Here is a 20,897-nt window from a genome sequence, read left to right as displayed (position 1 = left end):
ATAACAAAACCGCCCTCGCCAGTGATACCACAATCTTTCATTTCCGATTTGCTCAACCGCGTCGACATCGTCGATGTCGTCGGGCGCTATGTGCAGCTGAAAAAAGGCGGCGCGAATTTCATGGGCTTGTGCCCGTTCCACAGTGAAAAATCGCCCAGCTTTACCGTCAGCCCCACCAAGCAGTTCTATCACTGCTTCGGCTGCGGCGCGCATGGCACCTCGATCGGCTTCCTGATCGAATATTCGGGCATGGGCTTTGTCGACGCCGTCAAGGACCTGGCGCAAAACGTCGGCATGGTGGTGCCGGAGGCGGACGACAAGATCCCGCCGGCCCAGCGCGCACAGATCCAGGCGCAAAGCCTGGCCCTGTCCGACGCCATGACGCAAGCGTGCGACTATTACCGCGGCCAGTTGCGCCACGCGCCGGACGCCATCGCCTATTTGAAAAACCGTGGCCTGACCGGCGAAGTGGCTGCTCGCTTCGGCATGGGCTACGCGCCCGGCGGCTGGGACAATCTGCGTTCCGTGTTTGCCGACTACGAAGTGCTGGCCCTGGTCGAAGCGGGCCTGGTGATCGACAAGGTCGACGAAGAGGGCAATAACCGCAAGCGCTACGACCGTTTCCGCGAACGCATCATGTTCCCGATCCGCAATACCAAGGGTCAGGTGATCGCTTTTGGCGGCCGGGTGCTGGACCATGGCGAGCCGAAATACCTGAATTCGCCGGAAACCCCCTTGTTTTCCAAGGGATTCGAACTATATGGGTTGTTCGAGGCGCGCCAGGCCATCCGCGACGCCGGCTATGTGCTGGTGACGGAAGGCTATATGGACGTGGTGGCGCTGGCGCAGATGGGCTTTCCGCAAGCGGTGGCCACCCTGGGCACGGCGTGCACGCCGACCCATGTGCAAAAACTGCTGCGCCAGACCGACAACGTGATTTTCAGCTTCGACGGCGACAAGGCCGGCCGCCGCGCCGCCCGCCGCGCGCTGGAAGCGAGCTTGCCGCACGTGTCGGACAACAAGACCATCAAGTTCCTGTTCCTGCCGTCCGAGCACGATCCGGACAGCTATATCCGTGAATTCGGCGCCGAAGGCTTCGAGCGGCAGGTGCACGAGGCGATGCCGCTGTCGCAATTTTTGCTCAAGGAAGTCTCGGGCGAGCACGATTTGTCGGAACCGGAAGGGCGCGCGCGTGTCCAATTCGACGCCAAGCCGTTGTTGCAACTGATGGCGCCGTCGTCCCTGCGCCTGCAGATCGTGCGCGGCCTGGCGCAACTGACGCAGTCGACGCCGGCCGAGATCGAGGCCTTGTTCGAACTGGCCAAGCCGGTCGCCGTGGCGCGCCGCGCGCCGCCGAAATCGGGCCGTCCCGTGCCGGTGGGGCTGGAACTGAAGATCATGCGCATGCTGGTGGCCCATCCGCCATTGACTTTGCAGATCGACGAAGCGGCGCTGGCCGCCTTCCAGCACCTGGGGCCCGATGCGGCGCACAGCCTGGGGCAGCTGGTGGGCGTGGGCCAGGCGCTGGGCGAGCACGGTAGTTTTGCCGCGCTGGCCCAGCAACTGAAGGAGCTGGGCAGCGAGTACGACGAGATCATCGGCGAGATCGCCGCCGGCAGCGAATCGGATTACGACAGCGAGCACTCGTGGCTGGTCAGCACCATTCGCGAAATCAAGCTGAACGCCTTGAAGGCGGAACTGCAGCAATTGTTTGCGTCGGGTTTGCCATCGGAGAAAATTGGTGTACGCTACCGCGAAATCATGCAGGAGCAGGGCGAGCTGGAGCGCCAGCGCGATGCGGAGTTGGTGAATCGGTAATGTTTCCTGTGGGATATTGTGTGAACTGGAAAAACATTTTTCGCGTGCTATAATCAAATGCTAAGTATTGTGTGCTTTGGCAAGCTAGTTTTGTTCGTAAATAGTGTTTGTTTTCAGTAAGTTAGGCTCTTGATCGGCGCAGGGATCGCGTCGGCAGCCAGGGCCAGCTGGCGCTAGCATCGTGCCAGGCTCTCGCTCCCGCGCGGTCGGATGCAGTATTTTCTGCCGAAAACGGCTGGCGACAGCTGGTGGACAGGAAGTGCTGCGATTCCCGCGGATCGTGGCCGATGAGGTGTAAGTAACGTAACAGTGTCGAACCTGGGTTGTCGGCAGGTTCGAAGATGGTGGCTTTCGTCGAGACGCGGGAGCTGGCAGCAAACTTTATCCTAATCCACCGTAAAGCAAGTCGTTGTGTAATCGAAAGCGCCTGTGCCAATCAAGAAACCCGAATCCAAAGCGGCTGTGAAGCCCACTAAAGTTACCACGAAAGCCGAAAAGGCGCTGGACCGGCCGGAAACGCGGGTCATCAGTGCCCCCGTGGTGAGCCAGACCACCGATGCCGCCACCCTGGCCGCCATCGATACGTCGGGCTATGTCTTGCCCTCGGTAAAAGTGCCAGGCCGCCGTGGCCGCAAGCCAAAAGAATTCCAGCCAGAAAATGACGAAGTCGCCGCGCTGAACGCCGTCGAACGGGCTGAACTGAAGGCCGTCGACAAGGCCAAGGCCAAGGACCGCAAGGCGAAAGAGCGCGCGCTGCTGAAAGATGCGTTCTCGTCCGATACCGAAGCGAGCGAGGAAGAACTCGAGCGCCGGCGCCAGAAACTCAAGACCCTGATCAAGTTTGGCAAGGAACGCGGTTTCCTTACCTACGCCGAGATCAACGATCACCTGCCCGAAAACATTGTCGACCCGGAAGCCATCGAAGGCATTATCGGCACCTTCAACGACATGGGCATTGCCGTCTACGAGCATGCGCCGGACGCCGAAAGTCTGCTGCTGACGGACAATGTTGCCGTCGTCACCAGCGATGACGAGGCGGAAGCGGCGGCCGAGGCCGCACTGTCGACGGTCGACTCCGATTTTGGCCGCACCACGGACCCGGTGCGCATGTACATGCGCGAAATGGGCTCGGTCGAGCTGCTGACGCGCGAAGGCGAGATCGAAATCGCCAAGCGCATCGAAGACGGCCTGAAAGACATGATACAGGCCATCTCCGCCTGCCCCGTGACGATCGCCGAGATCATCGCCGCCGCCGACCGCATCGCCAACGACGAGACCAAGATCGATGAAATCGTCGACGGCCTGGTCGATGACAGCGAGCCGGTGGTCGCGCCGGTGGTCGCCGCACCCGTCGAGGAAGACGAGGAAGAGGGCGAAGAGGAAGAAGAGGAAGAGAGCGAAGAGGAAGAATCGAGCGCGTCCGGAGCAGCCGGTTTCTCGGCCGAGCAGCTGGAAACCTTGAAACGCACGGCGCTGGAAAAATTCGCCGTGATTTCCCAGCAATTCGACAAGATGCGCCGCGCCTTTGAAAAAGAAGGCTACAACTCCAAGCCCTACGCCAAGGCGCAGGAAGCGATCTCGCACGAACTGCTGGGCATCCGCTTCACCGCCAAAGTGGTGGAAAAGCTGTGCGACACCCTGCGCGGCCAGGTCGATGAAGTGCGCCATATCGAGAAACAGATACTCGATGTGGCGGTGAACCGCTGCGGCATGCCGCGCGCCCACTTCATCAAGGTCTTCCCGGGCAATGAAACCAATCTTGACTGGGTCGACGGCGAAGTCAACGCAGGACACGCCTACAGCGCCATCCTGGGCCGCAACATTCCGACCGTCAAGGAACTGCAGCAGCGCCTGATTGACCTGCAGGCGCGCGTCGTGCTGCCGCTGCCGGACCTGCGCAACATCAACCGCCAGATGGCGGCCGGTGAAATGAAGGCGCGCAAGGCCAAGCGCGAAATGACGGAAGCCAACTTGCGCCTGGTGATCTCGATCGCCAAGAAATACACGAACCGCGGCCTGCAGTTCCTCGACCTGATCCAGGAAGGCAATATCGGCCTGATGAAGGCGGTCGACAAGTTCGAATACCGCCGCGGCTACAAGTTCTCGACCTACGCCACCTGGTGGATACGCCAGGCGATCACGCGCTCGATCGCCGACCAGGCGCGCACGATTCGTATCCCGGTGCACATGATCGAGACGATCAACAAGATGAACCGCATCTCGCGCCAGATCCTGCAAGAAACAGGCGCGGAACCCGATCCGGCCACCCTGGCGATCAAGATGGAAATGCCCGAGGACAAGATTCGCAAGATCATGAAAATCGCCAAGGAACCGATCTCGATGGAAACGCCGATCGGCGACGACGACGATTCCCACCTGGGCGACTTTATCGAGGACAACAACACCCTGGCCCCCGCCGACGCGGCCCTGCACGCCTCGATGCGCGGCGTGGTCAAGGACGTGCTCGACTCCTTGACGCCGCGCGAAGCGAAAGTGCTGCGCATGCGTTTCGGCATCGAAATGTCCACCGACCACACCTTGGAAGAAGTCGGCAAGCAATTCGACGTCACGCGCGAGCGCATCCGCCAGATTGAAGCGAAGGCGCTGCGCAAGCTGCGCCACCCATCGCGCTCCGACAAGCTGAAAAGCTTCTTGGAAGGCAATTAAAGGCCCGTCAGGGCTTGACGTAGGCGGCGGTTCCCCCTATGCTCGCGTGTCCGTTTCACAACGGCCACGCGAGGCAGGGATCAACGCCCGCCCCGCCAGCACCACCCCGGGCCTCTAGCTCATGCTTGGTTAGAGCAGCGGACTCATAATCCGTTGGTGCCGTGTTCGACTCACGGGAGGCCCACCAGAATTTGCAAGAATCAAAGCCCCGGCAGACAAACTGTGCGGGGCTTTTTTGCATGGACTTTCATCTTGGCTGCCAGAATCGGTGATATCATATCGACTCATATTTGAGTACTCAAGGACTCTGGATATGACGCCTGTCTACAAGCCACCCTTCGTAAAATTTGTCAAAAAGCAAAGCAAGCCATTTCAATTGGTGATTGAGGATGCGGTGGAGCTTGTCTGCGAGTATCCCGAGACCGGTGAGCTGAAAACCGGAGATTTGCAAGGCATCCGGGTGTACAAGTTTTCCCACAATCGTCAGCAATATTTGATGGCTTACCGTGCTCCTGCAGACGATCAGCGTGAAGCGCGAGGTGTGGCTGCGCAGTTATTATTAATTGATTTTTACCAATTGGGTTCTCATGAGAATTTTTATGAAACCCTCAAGAAGTATCTGAAATGAGGTCAGTCATGAGGCAAGTCACTGCTGAGTCTGTGTATGAAAATTTTACACAGCTAGAAACTGATGAGCGTGCGAAGTTTTTCGCCTTGCTTGCGGCGCCAAGTGCTCAGGATAAAAATTTTTCTCATGATCAAGTATTTGGTCATTTGGCCAAGGAAGAATTCACGGCACAGGATGCCGCTGAATATTTGGGCATATCGATCTCGACTTTCCGCCGCCATGTTGCTCATGGACGCATCAAAGCTTCCAGCGAAATGGGAAGGAATCAACTATTTTCAACCAGGGACTTGAAGGCGTTCAAACGATCGCTTCACAATGTCAAGGCAAGCGGCATGACTGCTGCAGATTGAGTTTTAAAAAACAATATGACAACTGACCTGAAAATCGAAGACCTTATCATCGGCACCGGCAAGGCCGCCGAACGGGGCGCCCTGATCACCGCCCACTACCGCGGCTGGCTGGAAGACGGCACGGAATTCGATTCTTCGCACCAACGCGGCGAGCCGTTCAAGTGCGTACTGAGCAATAACAAGGTGATACAGGGCTGGATATTGGGCCTGAAAGGCATGCAGGTCGGCGGCACGCGCAAGCTGTGGGTGCCGGCGCAGCTGGCGTATGGCGAGCGGCAGGTGGGCTTGATACCGCCGCATGCCGATCTGACGTTCGAGATTGAATTGCTGGAAGTGCTGACGCGCGACTGAGGCGTTTTATTCCTGGGCGCGGCCCTTGTCCAGCAGCCGTTTGACTTCCTTGATCAGCTTGTCGATCGGCACCGGTTTCCTGAAAAAACTGTCGTAGGGAATTGTGGCGTGGTCGCGCACGATGCCGGCGCTGCACAGGATAAAGGGGATCGGCCGCAGTTTCTCATCTTCGCGCCAGGCGCGGCACAGGTCGGCGCCGTCCATCACCGGCATCATGAAATCCGAGACGACGATCGCCGGCTGCTCGAGCTTTGCGGCGGCCAGCGCCTCGCGGCCGTTGGCGGTGGCGCGCACGCGAAAACCGCTGTATTCGAACAGCATGGTGTAGGTCGACAAGATATCGAACTCGTCATCGACGAGCAGGATCAGCTTGCCTTCCGGGTGGGCGTCCATCATCGCGGTGTGATCGCTCATGGCCGCTCGCTATAGCGCGATGTCGGGCACGACCGGCCCGGTGACGGCGGCCTTGACCGACATGCCATGATCATTGATGAGCAGAATGTGATTGGCCGCGTCGTAGCTGTTTTCGCGCAGCTTCAGGACGCCGATCTGGCGCCGGTTGATGCCGTTGACGTCGACGAAGCGCAGCAAAATGATATTTTCGAACAGCATCGACGCCGACATGTCGCCATGCAACTGGTCCTGGCCGAAGTAGGGCAGTTCCTGCGTGAAGAAGGTGGTCACGTTGCTGCAGCGCAGTTCGTTTACAAACGCCGCCAGGAAGGAGCGCGAGCGGCCGTCGTGGACGATGATGTCGCGCAGGCCGTCGATGCCGTCGACCAGCAGCCGCGTCACGGCGCGTTCCTTGATGTTGCGCAGCACTTGCTGGGCCAGGCGGTCGACCAGCACTTCCAGCGGCGGATGCCAGATCACCTGCAGGGTGCCGCTGTCATGGTAGGGCTGCAAGTCGATGCCGACGCTGGCGGCCTTTTCGATCAGGCGCGAGGGGGACTCATAAAAGCCGGCGATCAGGCAGTGTTCGCCACGCCGCAAACCCTCGTGGATAAAGTGCAGGCCCATCAGGGTCTTGCCTACGCCGGGGTTGCCCAGCAGTGCCGTGGTCGAGCCTTTGGCCATGCCGCCCAGTGTCAGTTCATCGATGCCCTGGATGCCGAAACCCAGGCGCTGGCGCGAGATGCCGGGCGCCGCGCCCGAGGTCGAGCTGATGGCTTCCAGCCGCGGATACATCACCAGGCCGTCTTCGTCCACTTCGAACACATGGCGGCCCAGCAAGTGCTTGCTGCCGCGCAGCTTGAAGACCTTGATTTCGCGGATCAGCTGCAAGCCGTGCTCGAACTGGCTCAGTTCGATCAAGCCATCGACCAGGGTGTTTTCCGAGTCGGCCACATTGCCTTCGGTCGGCGACAGCAGGAAGGTGGTGCACTGCATGGTCGAGACGAGGGAATTGAGCGAGAGCATGAATTCGGACAGCGCGAGGTCCGACGGCCGGGCGTCGCGCACGGTGCGAAAGCCGTCGATGATCATGATGTCCGGCCGCTGTTCGGCCAGGGTTGCGGCGATGGATTTCAGCAGTTCGCGCAGGCCGCCCTTGAGCAGGTCGGGGTAGGCGCCGATAAACAGGATGCGTTCGCCCACCAGCGTTTCGTCGAAGAAGGAAAAGCTGCTCAGGTGATTGAGCATCTTGTCGTGGGTTTCGGCGATCAGGGTCAGGATCAGTACTTTCTTGCCCTGGTGCGCATGGTGAAAGCCGATCTGGCAGGCCAGGGTGGTCTTGCCGCTGCCGGCCAGGCCCTGGATCAGATACAGGCTGTGCGACGGGAAACCACCGCCCAGGATGTGGTCCATGCCGGCCACGCCGGTATTCAACAAGGGTATGCGCACTGCCGGGTTGGTTCTGGTGGTCATGTCAATCTCATCATGGACTTCGGACCGGTCGAAGCTGTCTCGCTCGCAGCGAGCGCTGGCTGGTGGAGCGTTGGAAAAAGCAGGTCATCTATCGTAGCGATTATAGCAAGGTGGACACCATGCTACTGCCGTTTCCGTACGGGATTCACACCATCGCCCGATTTTTTAACGCTGCGGCAATCTGGCGCAGGCTGGCGACCTCAAAAGTGGGCACCGCCAGCGAGGTATTGGCCAGTTGCTCCGGATTGAACCAGCAGCTGTCGATGCCGAAGCGGTTCGCGCCCAGGATATCGGCGTCCAGCCGGTCGCCGATAATGATGGCTTGCTCTTTGCGAACGGGTCGCGCCATGTTCATTGCATACTCGAAAAAGCGCACATCGGGCTTGGCATGGCCGCAGGCTTCCGAGGTTGCCACGAACGCAATATGTTGCTGCAATCCGGAACTGGCGATGCGGCGGTTCTGGATGGATTCGACGCCGTTGGTGATGATGCCCACTTCGCCGATCGCCGCCAGGCTGGCGCACAGTTCAATTGCGCCATCGATCAGCACCACCGTGTCCGACAGCGATTCGAGGTAGATCCGGCTGGCCAGTTCGGAGTCCAGCACCAGGCCGGCGGCGGCGAAGGTCTGGCGGAAACGCTCGACTTTCAGGAAATCCTTGCTGACGGTACCGTGCTCGAAGGCGCGCCACAGCGCCACGTTGATCGGCTGGTAATGATTGAACAGCGTTTCGGTGGCACCGGCCACGCCCAGCGCCTGCATGGTGCGCACGAACGACAGGTTTTCGGAGGCCTTGAAGTCGAGCAGGGTATCGTCGAGGTCGAACAGGAAAAGTGTGTGTTTCATGGATATGCATGGCCAGATCAATCGCGCATCCTAACATGGACGTCTTTATTGTTCAGGTCGTCAACCACCAGTCCAGCAAAGTCTCGTCATCGTCGTCGTCCAGGTTGGCGTAGATATTGGCGAAATACCACTCCACGCCGGTTGCCTCGCGGAAGGCGTCGAACGGGCCGTTGACATTGTAGATACCATGCCGGCCCGGCACGCTGAAGGTGAGATTGCCCTTGAATTGGCCATCCAGGGTGCCGCCCAGTTGTTGCTGCACCTCGCGTTCGAGTTTTTCCACGGCCTCGTCGGGCACCTGGTCGGCATAGATCTGGATGCAGAAGTTACCGCCGCGTGTCAGCACTTCGGCGGGCGCGAACGGGTCCTTGATGCTGACGACGTCGCCACGCGCCAGGTTCAGCGTCAGGCCGGGCGAGGCCAGCAGTTCGTAGACGTCGTCGTCGAGCTGGCGGGCCGGCAGCGATTCGTAGACGGGGCCGTTTTCGTTTTCGCCGGCCAGTACGCGAATATGGGGCAGGTCCTCGCAGTTGAAGTCGTCCATGGTGCCTTTCGTAAATAAGGCCACGATTGTACAGGCGAAAAAAAAGCACGCCGGAGCGTGCCTTGAAGGAGAGTACGGTAAGGCACTGATCAGTGATCAGTTGTAGGCGCTGATGCCGCTGATGCTGCTGCGAAATTGTTCGAAACCGGCGCGGGCGGCTTTGTAGCAATTACCGGCAGCCACTTCCAGGCCGGCGCGGTCCAGCACTTCAACGGTGCCGCGGCGGTATTGGATCAGGCCTTCGTCCTGCAGCTTGCGGGCGGTGACGGTGATGCTTTCGCGGCGCACGCCCAGCATGTTGGCCATGGTGTCTTGCGTGACTTTCAATTCGTTCGACAGCGAACGGTCCAGGCGGTCCAGCAGCCAGCGGCACAGTTTCTGTTCGATGCTGCAGTGGCGGCCGCCGACGACGTTCTGGGCCATCTGGGCGAACATGGCGCTGGTGTAGCGCATCAGCAACTGGGCCAGGGCGCCGCCTTCGTTGAAGACTTCACGCAGGAAAGTGGTTTTCAGGCGGTAGCCGTAGCCGGCGCTTTGCACGACGGCGGTGCAGGTGGCGCGTTCGGCTTCATACAAGGTCACGCCAGCGACGCCTTCACGGCCGATCACGGCGATCTCGGTGGTGGCGCCGTCTTCCATTACATACAGCAGAGAGACGATGGCGTTGGTCGGGAAATAGGTGTATTCGATCTTGTCGCCGAAGTCGAACAGGTGCTTGCCGGCAGGCAGCGCCACCAGTTCGAGCTGGCAGAACAGGCGTTCCAGGTCGGTGCGCGACAGGGCCCGCAGCAGTTCGTTCTGCTGGGCGCCGGTGATGCTGATCATGGGCGAGGCGGCTGCTTTGGCGGGGGCTGCGCTCCAGTCGCGGTTGGCGGTGGTGCTGGTCAAGGCTGGGGACAGGTTGCTATAAGCTTTGTACATGATATGGCCTCGTCTTCTGATCTTGTTGATTGGCGTTGTTACTGTTGTTTTGTACTCTGTGCTGCGTTGTGTTCTGCAATGACTCCACTATAGGACGATGGTGAAGCCGGCGGCATCGGATGAGCCGACGCGCTTATGTAGGTTAGGAACATTGCCCCGTGTCATCCCATTCCTACGTCGTCAAATTGCAGGCATGGCAAGGCCGCCGCGTGCCGTGATGGCGCGCGGCTCCGGCCTGCGTATGGAATGGAAGGTTAAGCGCCGCGCTGCTGCGGCTTGGCGGGGGTGGGCTGGCGCTCTTGCCAGGCGCGCAGCTTTTCTTCGTAGGCGATCCGCTGTTCCTGGTACATATCGAGGATGCAATAGGTGCAGCCGCTGTTGCAGCACTCGTCATCGCCCGGCCTGACAGGGGCTTCTGGTGGTGGATCGTGCGGGAGGGAAGGGCTGGACATGGTGATGGGGGAAGACGTAATGACTGTCATCATACTGTACGGTAAGGTGCGGTTGCTGGAATGGTTTTTGCCGGAAAATCACGGTTTCCGTGTACAGTTGCACTGAATTAGAGTATCGTTTACAGCACTGATATTGTATCTTCTGCGCGCGATGTTCCGCCGGCGCGATCTCCGCCGCCATTGTCCGCACACCTCCCTGACGCTACCGCACTCGCCGCACAGCCTGCCTCGGAGCACAGAGGTGCCGCAAGAACAATCATCGGGCTTGCAAAACGTAGCTGCTGCGCCCTGAAATGTTGTTTATTGAGAAAGCATGGCTTCCGCAGTGCGGAGGCACACCAGAAAACTATGTCTGAAACCGAAACGACTCCTACGCCCGATCCGGCGATTGCCCCGGCCGCGGCGCCTGCCGCCGCCACCGAAACGCCTGCTGTTACCGCCACGCCTGCCGCTCCCGCTGTCACCTCCGCTGTCACTCCCGCTCCCGCCGCTCCCGCCTTCAGCTTTACCGATTTCGGCCTGGCGCCCGAGATCCTGCGCGCGCTGACCGAGCAGGGCTATACCCATCCGACACCGATCCAGGAACAGGCCATTCCGGTGGTGCTGCAAGGGCGTGACGTGATGGGCGCCGCGCAGACCGGTACCGGCAAGACGGCCGGCTTCTCGCTGCCGATCATCCAGTTGCTGCTGGCCCACGCCAGCAGCAGCATGTCGCCGGCGCGCCACCCGGTGCGCGCGCTGATCCTGACCCCCACGCGCGAGCTGGCGGTGCAGGTGGCGGAAAACGTCAAGGCCTATGCCAAGCACACGCCGCTGCGCTCGACGGTGGTGTTCGGCGGCATGGACATGAAGCCGCAAACGGTGATACTGCGTGGTGGCGTGGAAATCGTCATCGCCACGCCGGGCCGCCTGCTCGACCATATCGAGCAGAAGAACATCAGCCTGGGCCAGGTGCAGATGCTGGTAATGGACGAAGCCGACCGCATGCTCGACATGGGCTTCCTGCCAGACTTGCAGCGCATTATCAACTTGCTGCCGAAACAGCGCCAGAACCTGATGTTCTCGGCGACCTTCTCGCCGGAAATCAAGAAGCTGGCCGCGACCTTCCTCAACGATCCGCTGACGATCGAAGTGGCGCGCAGCAACCAGACGGCCGACAAGGTCACGCAAGTGGTCTATAAAGTGCCGGAAGACCAGAAGCACGCCCTGGTGGCGCACTTGCTGCGCCAGCGCGACCTGAAACAGGTGATCGTCTTTTCGAACACCAAGATTGGCGCATCGCGCCTGGCGCGCGTGCTGGAACAGGAAGGCATGAGCGCCACCGCGATCCACGGCGACAAGAGCCAGCAGGAACGCATGGCCGCGCTGGAAGCGTTCAAGAAGGGCGAGATCGACGTGCTGGTGGCCACCGACGTCGCCGCGCGCGGCCTCGACATTTCCGACCTGCCATGCGTGATCAATTTCGACTTGCCGTATAACGCGGAAGACTATGTGCACCGCATCGGCCGCACCGGCCGCGCCGGCGCCTCGGGCGACGCGATTTCGATCTATTCCGACAAGGACGAGCGCCTGCTGGCCGATATCGAAAGGCTGATCAAGCAAACCGTCAAGCGCGGCGACCTGGGTGGTTTCTCGCCGGCACCGTCGCGTTCCGCCGACAGCGACCGCGAGCGCCGTCCGCCGCGCCGCACCGAAGGCGACGCGCGTCCACCGCGTAGCGCCGGCGACGCCGACATGCGTTCGACCGGCCGTCCGCCCGAGCGTTCCAGCCGCCCGGCCTTTGGCCCCGGCGCGCGCCGCGAGAAGGTCGATCCGTGGTTCCTCAAGCCGTACGAACCGGCCAAGGTGGTGGCGCCTGTCGCCAGCAGCAATATGCCGCCAGCCAAGGCCAAGCCGAAGCTGGCCGCGCTGCTGGGTGGCTTGCCCAAGTAAGTTATCGCCCGCTAGGCTGGCTTCAGAAGCCGCTGCTCCCTGACCGGGGGCAGCGGTTTTTTTGCGTCAAAATTATCAGCACACACTTGAGATTTCTCTAGATGAGGGCTCTTCCAACACGCCATACTCGCTTGTTGACACGTTTGCGCGTGCGCGCTTCCTACACGATAGGCGGTATATTGGGCATCAACACAGGCACCGGGAGAGCCTTGTATTGTTACATGATGTTACCAGCTTATTAAAAAACGCCTGCATCTGAGATACTCCCCTGCGGCGTGCTTTGCACATTGAATGTTACCAGGAAGATCAGTGATAGAGACGAGATAAAATAAGTGAGTCAATTCAAGCATGTATCCACTGCCGTGAGCGGCCGGCGCCAGAGCGCGCCGATGGGCCAGAGCGCGCCGATGGGCCGTAGCGCGCCCGAAGCGGCCAATTACGATATCCGCCAACAAAGCCGTTTGCTGGCGCCGTCGGCCGTGTCGAAAGTGCCGAAAGTGGCGATTTTGCTGTGCACTTATCATGGCCAGCATTTCCTGGCTGATCAGCTTGATTCTTTCGCCGCGCAGACGCATGCAAACTGGCAAGTTTGCGCATCCGACGATGGTTCCCGGGACGATACCCATGCGATCCTGGCGCAGTACCGGCAGCAGTGGGGCGCAAAACGCCTGAGCATGCATGCCGGACCGGCGCAAGGCTTCGCCGCCAATTTCCTGTCGCTCAGCTGCGATACCAGCATCGAGGCGGATTACTACGCTTATTCCGACCAGGACGATATCTGGGAAGCCGACAAATTGCAGCGGGCGCTGAATTGGCTGGCAGGCATTGCACCGGACGTACCGGCCTTGTATTGTTCGCGCGCCCTGCTGGTCGACGCAAATAATCAGCCCATCGGCACCTCGCCCCTGTTTACCCAGGCGCCCAGTTTCGCCAATTCCCTGATACAAAGCATCGGCGGTGGCAATACCATGGTGTTCAATAATGCGTTGCGCAAATTGCTGATCGAAGCGGGCAAGGATGTACAGATCATTTCGCATGACTGCTGGGCCTACATGGTGGCCAGCGGCTGCGGCGGCAAGGTATTTTACGATGCCTGTCCGTCCTTGCGCTACCGCCAGCATGACGCCAACCTGGTCGGCACCAACCGTAGCTGGCGCGCGCGCTACTCGCGCTTGCAACTCTTGTGCAATGGCTGGTTTCGCAGCTGGAACGATCACAATATTGCGTCCTTGCAACGCCTCCGTCACCGATTGACGCCGGAAAATCGACGCATCCTCGATGATTTCGCCAAAGCCCGCCAGAGTCGGCTGCTTCCAAGGCTGTGGCTGATGAAGCGCTCCGGCATTCACCGTCAAAGCCTGGGCGGCAATATCGCATTCTGCGTGGCCGCCATTTTTAATAAAATATAATCATATGAATTTGTTTTCAATCCACCTTGTCGCCAGCGCGGCCTCGTCCCGCCATCTGGCCAGCCACGCTATCGGGCCGGCAGCATGAAAATTCTATTATTGGGCAAGAATGGACAAGTCGGCTGGGAATTGCAGCGCAGCCTGGCGCCGCTGGGCGAACTGGTTGCCGTCGGCCGCGATGAAGGCGGCCTGTGCGGCGACCTTGCCAACCTGGATGGCCTGGCCGCCACGGTGCGACAGCTTGCTCCCGATGTGATCGTCAATGCGGCCGCCTATACGGCCGTGGACCGCGCCGAAAATGAGGTTGAGCTGTGCCATACCGTCAACGCGCTGGCACCCGGCGTGCTGGCGGCCGAGGCGGCCCGCAGCGGTGCGCTACTGGTGCATTATTCAACCGATTACGTATTCGACGGCAGCGGCCAGGCGCCTTGGCGCGAAGACGCGGCAACCGGTCCGCTGAGCGTGTACGGCAAGACCAAGCTGGCGGGCGAGCAGGCCATCGCCGCTGCTGCATGCCGGCACCTGATTTTCCGCACCAGCTGGGTGTATGCGGCGCGCGGCGGCAATTTTGCCAGGACCATGCTGCGCCTGGCGGGCGAGTGTGAACGCCTGTCGGTGGTCGATGACCAGATCGGTGCGCCCACGGGCGCCGACCTGATCGCCGATGTGACTGCCCATGCGCTGCGGTCCTTGCAATATCAAGCGGCGCCGGGTGGCATCTATCACCTGGCCGCCGCCGGCCAGACGTCGTGGCATGGCTATGCCAGTTTCGTGATCGCACTGGCGCGCGAGACCGGCGTGCCGCTGCGCGTGGCCGCCGACGCCATCGATGCGGTTGGCAGTGCGGCATTTCCCGCACCTGCGCCGCGACCGAAAAATTCACGGCTGGCGCTACAGAAAATCGAGCAGGCTTTCGAATTGACAATGCCGCCATGGCAGGCAGGCGTACGCAGGATGCTGAGCGAAATCCTGGGAAAATAAAACATGACTGAACGCAAAGGTATCCTCCTTGCCGCGGGTTCCGTCCTGCGTGCTTCCCACACCGATCCCAGCCTGGTTGGCGCTTTCACGGAAGACGCGCATCCAGCACGATTTGCGCCGCTCACGGTGCTTGCCCATTCTGAGGTAGTTAGCTGATGAAAGACTTTTCGGTTTCACCGAGAGAAATGGTTGCCAGTTTGTGGCGTAACCGCAGTCTGGTACGGGCCCTGATACAGCGCGAGGTCATCGGCCGCTACCGTGGTTCCTTCATGGGCATCCTCTGGTCGTTTTTCAATCCCGTGTTCATGCTGGTCATCTACACGTTCGTGTTCAGTGTCGTATTCAAGGCGCGCTGGAGCAGTGGCAGCGACTCCAAGACGGAGTTTGCGCTGGTGCTGTTTGCCGGGCTGATCATGTTCAATTTATTTGCAGAATGCTTCAACCGCGCGCCGGGATTGATATTGTCCAATGTGAACTATGTCAAGAAGGTGGTGTTTCCATTGGAAATACTGCCCTGGGTCGTGCTGGGCTCCGCCATGTTTCATACCTTGATCAGTATCGGCGTGTGGCTGATTGCGTATGTGATTCTGTTTGGCACGCCGCATGCCACCGTGCTGATGTTGCCGCTGGTGATGCTGCCCCTGCTGCTGCTGATCATGGGGCTGAGCTGGGGGCTGGCGGCGCTGGGCGTGTACCTGCGTGACGTGTCGCAAGTCATTGGTGTCATGACGACGGTGCTGATGTTTTTATCGCCGATTTTTTATTCAGGTAGTTCCTTGCCTGAAAATTACCGCCATTTGCTGTTGCTTAATCCATTGACGCCCGCCATCGAACAGGCGCGTGATGTGCTGTTCTGGGGCATAGTTCCTGACTTTGGCATGGCCGGCTTGTATTTGCTGGGTTCGGCCGTGATTGCATGGCTGGGCTTTGCATGGTTCCAGAAGACCAGAAAGGGTTTTGCAGATGTCCTCTGAGGTTGCCATCAAAGTAGAAAATCTGAGCAAATGCTACCAGATTTATGCGCAGCCGCACGACAGGCTGAAACAGTCCTTGTATCCCAGAATGCAGCGCATGCTGGGGCGGCAAGCGCGGCAATATTATCGCGAATTCTGGGCCTTGAAAGAGTTGTCGTTTGAAATACGCCGTGGCCAGACGGTGGGGATCATCGGCCGCAATGGCAGCGGCAAGTCGACCCTGCTGCAAATGATCTGCGGCACGCTCAATCCCACCAGCGGCAGCGTGCAGACGCATGGCCGCGTCGCCGCCTTGCTGGAGCTGGGTTCGGGTTTCAATCCCGAATTCACGGGCCGCGAAAATGTCTATCTGAATGCGGCCGTGCTGGGCCTGAGCCACGATGAAACGGCGGCCCGTTTTGCCGATATCGAGACCTTTGCCGATATCGGTGATTTTATCGATCAGCCGGTCAAGACCTATTCCAGCGGCATGATGGTGCGTCTGGCGTTCGCCGTGATTGCGCACGTCGATGCCGACATCCTGGTGGTCGATGAAGCACTGGCCGTCGGTGATGCTTTTTTCACGCAAAAATGCATGCGTTTTCTGCGTGGTTTCATGAAAAATGGCACGGTCCTGTTCGTTAGCCACGATACGGGCGCCATCAAGAATTTCTGCAGTCATGCGATCTGGCTCGACAAGGGCGTGGTGATCGAAACCGGCGCACCGAAGGATGTCTGCGAACTGTATTTGCAGGCCTATTATGAGTCGCAACAAGGCAAGGGGACGGCCGCCAAGGTTGCCCTGCCGCGTCGCGAGGCCAAAGAGCTGCCGCGCGCCGACCAGCGGCGCGAGTTCATCAATCACAGCAACTTGCGCAATGATCTGCAGGTATTCGAATTCAACGCCGATGCCGCCTCCTTCGGCAAGGGCGGCGCGCATATCGTCAATGTCGAATTCCTCGACCAGCACGGCGCCGTGCTGTCCTGGGTGGTGGGCGGCGAGCAGGTGACACTGCGCGTGACGGCGCAGGCACACGAATTGCTGCTGGCGCCCATCGTCGGCTTCCTGATCAAGGACAGGCTGGGACAGCCTTTGTTTGGCGACAATACCTACCTTTCCCATGCCGGCATGGCGCCGGAATGCCGTGCAGGCGACGAGATCCGGGCCGAATTTACCTTTTACATGCCCATCCTGCCCGCCGGCGACTACAGCATCAGTACGGCATTGGCCGATGGCACGCAGGATCAGCATGTCCAGCACCACTGGATGCATGACGCGGTGCTGTTCAAGTCGGAAGCGAGCAGCGCGGCAACCGGCCTGGTCGGCATTCCCATGATCGGCATTACGCTCGATGCGCTGGCAAACACAGAGGCGCAGTAACGTAGATATGCGGGCAAGTCGCTTCAGGCAGACTGTTTTAGCGTAGGGCGGCTGGCATCAATGGCCGTCCGCACGCTTTATTCATTCAATAGATAGATTACATAATGGCTCATCCACAACAGCAAGCATTTTGCGAAACCGTCAAAGCCCGCTTTCCGCAGTATTTTTCCGGCACCATGGTGCTCGATATCGGCGCGCTCGATATCAATGGCAATAACCAGGTGCTGTTCGATGCCGAGACCTTGTATCTGGGCCTGGACATCGCGGAAGGCCGCAATGTCGACATCATTTGCCCCGGCCATGAACTGGGCCTGCCGGATGCGACCTTCGACATGGTGATTTCCACCGAATGCCTGGAACACGACCGCCATTGGGTTGCCACCCTGAACAATGCCATACGCCTGCTGCGGCCGGGTGGCATGCTGCTGATGACCTGTGCCACCACCGGACGCCCCGAGCATGGCACGCGCCGCACCACGCCTGCCGATGCACCGTTGCTGGCTGAAGTCGATGATGAGTGGGCCGACTATTACCGCAATCTCGATGAACACGATGTGCGCGCCGAGATCGACGTGCCCGCCATGTTCCAGTTTGCCGAGTTCTCGATCGGACACGAAACCTGCGATCTGTATTTTGTGGCCATCAAGCATGGCACCTACCAGCGGCGGCTGAACCGTTCCACCTCGGTGGCGACGCGGCCGTCCACCGTGCAGGCAATCGAATTGCGCGAGCAACTGCAGCGCTCGTTTGAACATCTGCATCTGCGCGAGCAGGATTTTTCCAGACTGCTCGACATGATGTCGACCGAACAGCGCGCGCGTCAGCATGACATCGATACGCTCAAGGCCACGACGGAACAGCTGGCCGACGTCCGGGCTCAGCTGGCATTGACGGCGGCAAGGGAAGCAAATGTCTTTTCCGAACTGCACCGCGTGCAATCGCTGAGCCAGTTGCAGCACGAAGAGCTCGACGCCATCTATCGCTCCCGCTCCTGGCGTGCGACCGGTGCGCTGCGCTGGGTGTCGCGCAAGACCGGCAAGGCCAGGACGCTGCTGCGCCTGTCGCGCAATGGCTTGCGCTATGCCTTGCGTGGCGACTTTGCAGGATTGGCCAACCGCCTGCGGGCGTTTCGGGCCGACCGTGTCTCGCATGCCATCTTGCTCAGTGGTCCGCCGAAGCACTGGTGCGTCATGGCCACGCCGCATACCCTGTTCATTGCCCATCTGATTGCGCGCCAGTTGCGCAATCAGGGGTGGGAAGTCGATATCACGACCGAGCCGCCAGCCGGTTTTCCCCATCAGATGTATATCGTGGTCTGCCCGCAAATGTTCAAGCAGCTGCCGCCGGGCGAACGGCGCATCGTGTATCAGATGGAACAGTCGGTCAGCTCGCGCTGGTTTACCGATGACTATTTTCACATCCTCGAGCACTCCATGGCGGTGCTCGATTATGCAACCGTCAACATCGAGTTTCTCGCCCAGCACAATGTGGCCTACCCGCATGTCTATTATTTGCCGGTAGGGGCCGATCCGGCGTATGCGCCCGTCGCCGCGCCAGTGGAAAAAACATGCGATGTGCTGTTCTATGGCGATTCGAACAGTTCTGCCCGCCGCCGCGCCATGCTCGATACCTTGAAGCAGCATTTCAATGTGCGTGTGTGCAGCGAGGTGTTTGGGGCGGACATGAATGCGGCCATCCGCAGCGCCCGGATCGTGATCAACCTGCACTATTACGAGAATGCCTTGCTGGAAATGCCGCGCGTCCAGGAATGCCTGTCGCTGGGAATACCGCTGGTGTCCGAGGCTTCGCAGGATCAGGCGGATTATCCGGAACTGGCAGGGGCGGTGACATTCTTTGAACAGGGCAATGCCGACGCCATGGTGGCGGCGGTACGCCATGCACTGGCCCAGCAAGTACCGGAAGAGGCGGTCAAGGCATCGGCCAGCTTGTCGGACCAGCGCTTTACCTATATGTTTGGCAGGTTCCTGGTGGCCATGAACCTGCTGGACACCGACACGCTCAAGGACGTCACCATCCCGGTACCGCCGGGCAGCACGCGGGTGGCCTTGTCGATGCCGGAAACCATCGTCCGGCGCCGTATCTTCGAAGCGAACAAGCCGCAGGACTGCGCCGTATTCGACGGCGTGCGCCTGCGTCCGGGCTGGGTCGGTTGCGCCCTGTCGTACTCGACCCTGGCGCGGCACGCCTTGAAGCATGACGTGACGCGGCTGACGGTACTGGAAGACGATGCCTTGCTGCCTGAGGACTTCGAGGAAAAGATGCGTACTGTAAATGCTTACCTGGATGCCCGCGCAGGGCAGTGGGATATTTTTGCCGGCGTCATTGCATCACTGCATCCTGACACCCGGATCTTGCATTCGGAAGTTTTCCAAGGCATGCGTTTTCTGACCGTCGACAAGATGACCAGCATGGTATGCAATATCTATGACACTTCGGCCTTGCGCCTGCTGGCATCATGGGATCCGTCGCATCGCAACGACCAAACCAATACCATCGACAAATATGTGGAACGCCAGAAAGAGTTGCGCGTCATCGTCGCTTTGCCGTTTTTGGTAGGCCATCGCGAAGAGGTGCATTCCACTTTGTGGGGCTTTCAAAATACGCAATATAGTGAGATGATACAGAATAGTTACGTTGCATTACGGGCTTTGGCAGACAATAGCGCCGATGCGACGATGGCGTGAAGTTGCCTTGCTGTCGTTTTTCTTACGACGATTGAAACGCGCGCAGAGTCGGATTTTCACGCAATTTTAATAATACAGAGGCGATAAAACGTTAGTGAATTCAGTGACTACACAAAAAAACCAGATTGCTGTCGTTATTCCCAGTTACAAAGTTCGTGATCATATTCTCGATGTAATACGCCGCATCGGACCGGAAGTGTGCAGGATTTATGTTGTGGACGATTTCTGTCCGATGCAGTCGGGCGCATTTGTGCGCGAGCATTGTGACGATCCGAGGGTGGTCGTGTTGCAAAATCCGGAGAATCTCGGTGTCGGTGGTGCGGTGATGACCGGTTATCAGGCCGGTATTGCCGAGGGCATGGACATTATGGTCAAGATCGACGGCGATGGCCAGATGGACCCGGCCCTGATTCCCGACTTCATCGATCCGATTGTCGCTGGCGAGGCTGACTATACCAAAGGCAACCGCTTCTATAATCTCGAAGAAATCCGTGCTATGCCCAAGGTGCGCCTGATCGGCAATGCCGTCCTGTCGTTCATGACGAAGCTGTCCTCCGGTTATTGGGACCTGTTCGATCCGACCAACGGTTACACGGCCATACATTGCCGTGTTGCCCGTCGCCTGCCACTGCCGAAAATCAGCAAGCGTTATTTTTTTGAAACTGACATGCTGTTCCGCTTGAATACGTTGCGGGCGGTGGTGGTCGACGTACCCATGGATGCGCACTATGGCGACGAAGTCAGTGGTTTGAAAATTTCCAGTATCGTCGGCGAATTTCTGGCGAAGCACGCGCGCAATTTCAGCAAGCGGATTTTTTATAATTACTATTTGCGCAATATGTCGCCAGCCTCGCTCGAATTGCCGCTGGGCTTGGGCATGGTGCTGTTTGGTGCCCTGTACGGCGGTTATCATTGGCTGTTGTCGATCCAGCTGGGAACCTCGACGCCGGCCGGTACTGTCATGCTGTCGGCCATGCCTGTCATCGTGGGTTTCCAGCTGTTACTCGCGTTCCTGGCCGAAGATATCGCTTCGGTACCACGCCGCCCGCTGCGCCGGCATAGCAAAAAATGATCATCAGGAAGCAGCTATTT

Annotated in this window: 18 protein-coding genes and 1 tRNA gene; 13 read left to right on the top strand and 6 right to left on the bottom strand. The window is 59.4% G+C overall.

Annotated features, from left to right (window positions below; translation table 11 throughout):
• The first annotated feature begins 21 nt into the window (after positions 1–21).
• From dnaG to ACP7B7_RS04175, 6 genes are all read left to right on the top strand, one after another.
• The gene (gene dnaG, locus ACP7B7_RS04200) at positions 22–1,818 is read left to right on the top strand and encodes a DNA primase (RefSeq protein WP_426075831.1); all 1,797 of its coding nucleotides are present in this window, start codon (positions 22–24) and stop codon (positions 1,816–1,818) included.
• Between the two features lie 462 nt (positions 1,819–2,280).
• Positions 2,281–4,485, top strand: coding sequence for an RNA polymerase sigma factor RpoD (gene rpoD / locus ACP7B7_RS04195; RefSeq protein ID WP_374694253.1), 2,205 nt, complete (start codon positions 2,281–2,283; stop codon positions 4,483–4,485).
• Between the two features lie 108 nt (positions 4,486–4,593).
• Positions 4,594–4,672, top strand: a tRNA-Ile gene (locus ACP7B7_RS04190).
• A gap of 126 nt (positions 4,673–4,798) precedes the next feature.
• The gene (locus tag ACP7B7_RS04185) at positions 4,799–5,113 is read left to right on the top strand and encodes a type II toxin-antitoxin system RelE/ParE family toxin (RefSeq protein ID WP_426075830.1); all 315 of its coding nucleotides are present in this window, start codon (positions 4,799–4,801) and stop codon (positions 5,111–5,113) included.
• An 8-nt stretch (positions 5,114–5,121) separates the two neighbouring features.
• Positions 5,122–5,463, top strand: a complete 342-nt coding sequence (locus tag ACP7B7_RS04180) for a helix-turn-helix domain-containing protein (RefSeq protein ID WP_426075829.1) — start codon at positions 5,122–5,124, stop codon at positions 5,461–5,463.
• 15 nt (positions 5,464–5,478) lie between these two features.
• Positions 5,479–5,814, top strand: coding sequence for an FKBP-type peptidyl-prolyl cis-trans isomerase (locus ACP7B7_RS04175; RefSeq protein WP_426075828.1), 336 nt, complete (start codon positions 5,479–5,481; stop codon positions 5,812–5,814).
• Between the two features lie 6 nt (positions 5,815–5,820).
• On the opposite strand, the gene ACP7B7_RS04170 is transcribed toward ACP7B7_RS04175, so the two are convergent.
• The 6 genes from ACP7B7_RS04170 to ACP7B7_RS04145 all read right to left on the bottom strand — a co-directional run bounded on the left by ACP7B7_RS04170 (position 5,821) and on the right by ACP7B7_RS04145 (position 10,477).
• Positions 5,821–6,228: a response regulator gene (locus tag ACP7B7_RS04170; protein ID WP_426075827.1), complete on the bottom strand. Its 408-nt coding sequence runs from the start codon at positions 6,226–6,228 to the stop codon at positions 5,821–5,823.
• A 9-nt stretch (positions 6,229–6,237) separates the two neighbouring features.
• Positions 6,238–7,680 carry an ATPase domain-containing protein gene (locus tag ACP7B7_RS04165; protein ID WP_426075826.1) on the bottom strand — a complete coding sequence of 481 codons (1,443 nt, stop codon included), beginning with the start codon at positions 7,678–7,680 and terminating at the stop codon, positions 6,238–6,240.
• Positions 7,681–7,825: 145 nt separating this feature from the next.
• Complete coding sequence (locus ACP7B7_RS04160; protein ID WP_426075825.1) at positions 7,826–8,527, bottom strand: YjjG family noncanonical pyrimidine nucleotidase; 702 nt, start codon at positions 8,525–8,527, stop codon at positions 7,826–7,828.
• Between the two features lie 52 nt (positions 8,528–8,579).
• On the bottom strand, positions 8,580–9,071 hold the full coding sequence (locus ACP7B7_RS04155) for a DUF4265 domain-containing protein (protein WP_426075824.1): 492 nt from the start codon (positions 9,069–9,071) through the stop codon (positions 8,580–8,582).
• Between the two features lie 96 nt (positions 9,072–9,167).
• Positions 9,168–9,896, bottom strand: coding sequence for a Crp/Fnr family transcriptional regulator (locus ACP7B7_RS04150; RefSeq protein ID WP_308925697.1), 729 nt, complete (start codon positions 9,894–9,896; stop codon positions 9,168–9,170).
• A gap of 350 nt (positions 9,897–10,246) precedes the next feature.
• Positions 10,247–10,477 carry an oxidoreductase-like domain-containing protein gene (locus tag ACP7B7_RS04145; RefSeq protein ID WP_426075823.1) on the bottom strand — a complete coding sequence of 77 codons (231 nt, stop codon included), beginning with the start codon at positions 10,475–10,477 and terminating at the stop codon, positions 10,247–10,249.
• A gap of 315 nt (positions 10,478–10,792) precedes the next feature.
• Here ACP7B7_RS04145 and ACP7B7_RS04140 point away from each other — a divergent pair, with 315 nt between their 5' ends.
• The 7 genes from ACP7B7_RS04140 to ACP7B7_RS04110 all read left to right on the top strand — a co-directional run bounded on the left by ACP7B7_RS04140 (position 10,793) and on the right by ACP7B7_RS04110 (position 20,877).
• The gene (locus ACP7B7_RS04140) at positions 10,793–12,376 is read left to right on the top strand and encodes a DEAD/DEAH box helicase (protein ID WP_426075822.1); all 1,584 of its coding nucleotides are present in this window, start codon (positions 10,793–10,795) and stop codon (positions 12,374–12,376) included.
• 332 nt (positions 12,377–12,708) lie between these two features.
• Entirely contained in the window at positions 12,709–13,785 is a 1,077-nt protein-coding gene (locus ACP7B7_RS04135) for a glycosyltransferase family 2 protein (protein ID WP_426075821.1), read from the top strand.
• Between the two features lie 84 nt (positions 13,786–13,869).
• Complete coding sequence (gene rfbD, locus ACP7B7_RS04130) at positions 13,870–14,766, top strand: dTDP-4-dehydrorhamnose reductase (protein WP_426075820.1); 897 nt, start codon at positions 13,870–13,872, stop codon at positions 14,764–14,766.
• A gap of 155 nt (positions 14,767–14,921) precedes the next feature.
• A complete protein-coding gene (locus ACP7B7_RS04125; protein ID WP_308924638.1) occupies positions 14,922–15,740 on the top strand; it encodes an ABC transporter permease in 819 nt (272 codons plus the stop codon).
• Positions 15,730–17,100 carry an ABC transporter ATP-binding protein gene (locus tag ACP7B7_RS04120; protein ID WP_308924639.1) on the top strand — a complete coding sequence of 457 codons (1,371 nt, stop codon included), beginning with the start codon at positions 15,730–15,732 and terminating at the stop codon, positions 17,098–17,100. The genes ACP7B7_RS04125 and ACP7B7_RS04120 overlap by 11 nt, the downstream gene beginning before the upstream one ends.
• 104 nt (positions 17,101–17,204) lie before the next feature.
• Positions 17,205–19,805, top strand: a complete 2,601-nt coding sequence (locus ACP7B7_RS04115; RefSeq protein ID WP_426075819.1) for a methyltransferase domain-containing protein — start codon at positions 17,205–17,207, stop codon at positions 19,803–19,805.
• A 103-nt stretch (positions 19,806–19,908) separates the two neighbouring features.
• Positions 19,909–20,877 (top strand): glycosyltransferase family 2 protein, encoded by a 969-nt coding sequence (locus ACP7B7_RS04110; protein WP_426075818.1) that lies wholly within the window; start codon positions 19,909–19,911, stop codon positions 20,875–20,877.
• Positions 20,878–20,897: the final 20 nt, after the last annotated feature.

Origin of the sequence: Janthinobacterium sp. PSPC3-1 (assembly GCF_049896105.1) — a bacterium.
Taxonomy (GTDB): domain Bacteria; phylum Pseudomonadota; class Gammaproteobacteria; order Burkholderiales; family Burkholderiaceae_D; genus Janthinobacterium.
The sequence above is the reverse complement of the archived record's forward strand: the minus strand, read 5'-3'. Positions and strand labels throughout refer to the sequence as shown.

Excerpts from the sequence above, each read along its gene's own strand:
- ACP7B7_RS04185 (WP_426075830.1), top strand. The coding sequence starts at position 4,799 with ATGACGCCTGTCTACAAGCCACCCTTCGTAAAATTTGTCAAAAAGCAA.
- ACP7B7_RS04180 (WP_426075829.1), top strand. The coding sequence starts at position 5,122 with ATGAGGCAAGTCACTGCTGAGTCTGTGTATGAAAATTTTACACAGCTA.
- ACP7B7_RS04175 (WP_426075828.1), top strand. The coding sequence starts at position 5,479 with ATGACAACTGACCTGAAAATCGAAGACCTTATCATCGGCACCGGCAAG.
- ACP7B7_RS04170 (WP_426075827.1), bottom strand. The coding sequence starts at position 6,228 with ATGAGCGATCACACCGCGATGATGGACGCCCACCCGGAAGGCAAGCTG.
- ACP7B7_RS04165 (WP_426075826.1), bottom strand. The coding sequence starts at position 7,680 with ATGACCACCAGAACCAACCCGGCAGTGCGCATACCCTTGTTGAATACC.
- ACP7B7_RS04160 (WP_426075825.1), bottom strand. The coding sequence starts at position 8,527 with ATGAAACACACACTTTTCCTGTTCGACCTCGACGATACCCTGCTCGAC.
- ACP7B7_RS04155 (WP_426075824.1), bottom strand. The coding sequence starts at position 9,071 with ATGGACGACTTCAACTGCGAGGACCTGCCCCATATTCGCGTACTGGCC.
- ACP7B7_RS04150 (WP_308925697.1), bottom strand. The coding sequence starts at position 9,896 with ATGATCAGCATCACCGGCGCCCAGCAGAACGAACTGCTGCGGGCCCTG.
- ACP7B7_RS04145 (WP_426075823.1), bottom strand. The coding sequence starts at position 10,477 with ATGATGACAGTCATTACGTCTTCCCCCATCACCATGTCCAGCCCTTCC.
- ACP7B7_RS04140 (WP_426075822.1), top strand. The coding sequence starts at position 10,793 with ATGTCTGAAACCGAAACGACTCCTACGCCCGATCCGGCGATTGCCCCG.
- rfbD (WP_426075820.1), top strand. The coding sequence starts at position 13,870 with ATGAAAATTCTATTATTGGGCAAGAATGGACAAGTCGGCTGGGAATTG.
- ACP7B7_RS04125 (WP_308924638.1), top strand. The coding sequence starts at position 14,922 with ATGAAAGACTTTTCGGTTTCACCGAGAGAAATGGTTGCCAGTTTGTGG.
- ACP7B7_RS04120 (WP_308924639.1), top strand. The coding sequence starts at position 15,730 with ATGTCCTCTGAGGTTGCCATCAAAGTAGAAAATCTGAGCAAATGCTAC.
- ACP7B7_RS04115 (WP_426075819.1), top strand. The coding sequence starts at position 17,205 with ATGGCTCATCCACAACAGCAAGCATTTTGCGAAACCGTCAAAGCCCGC.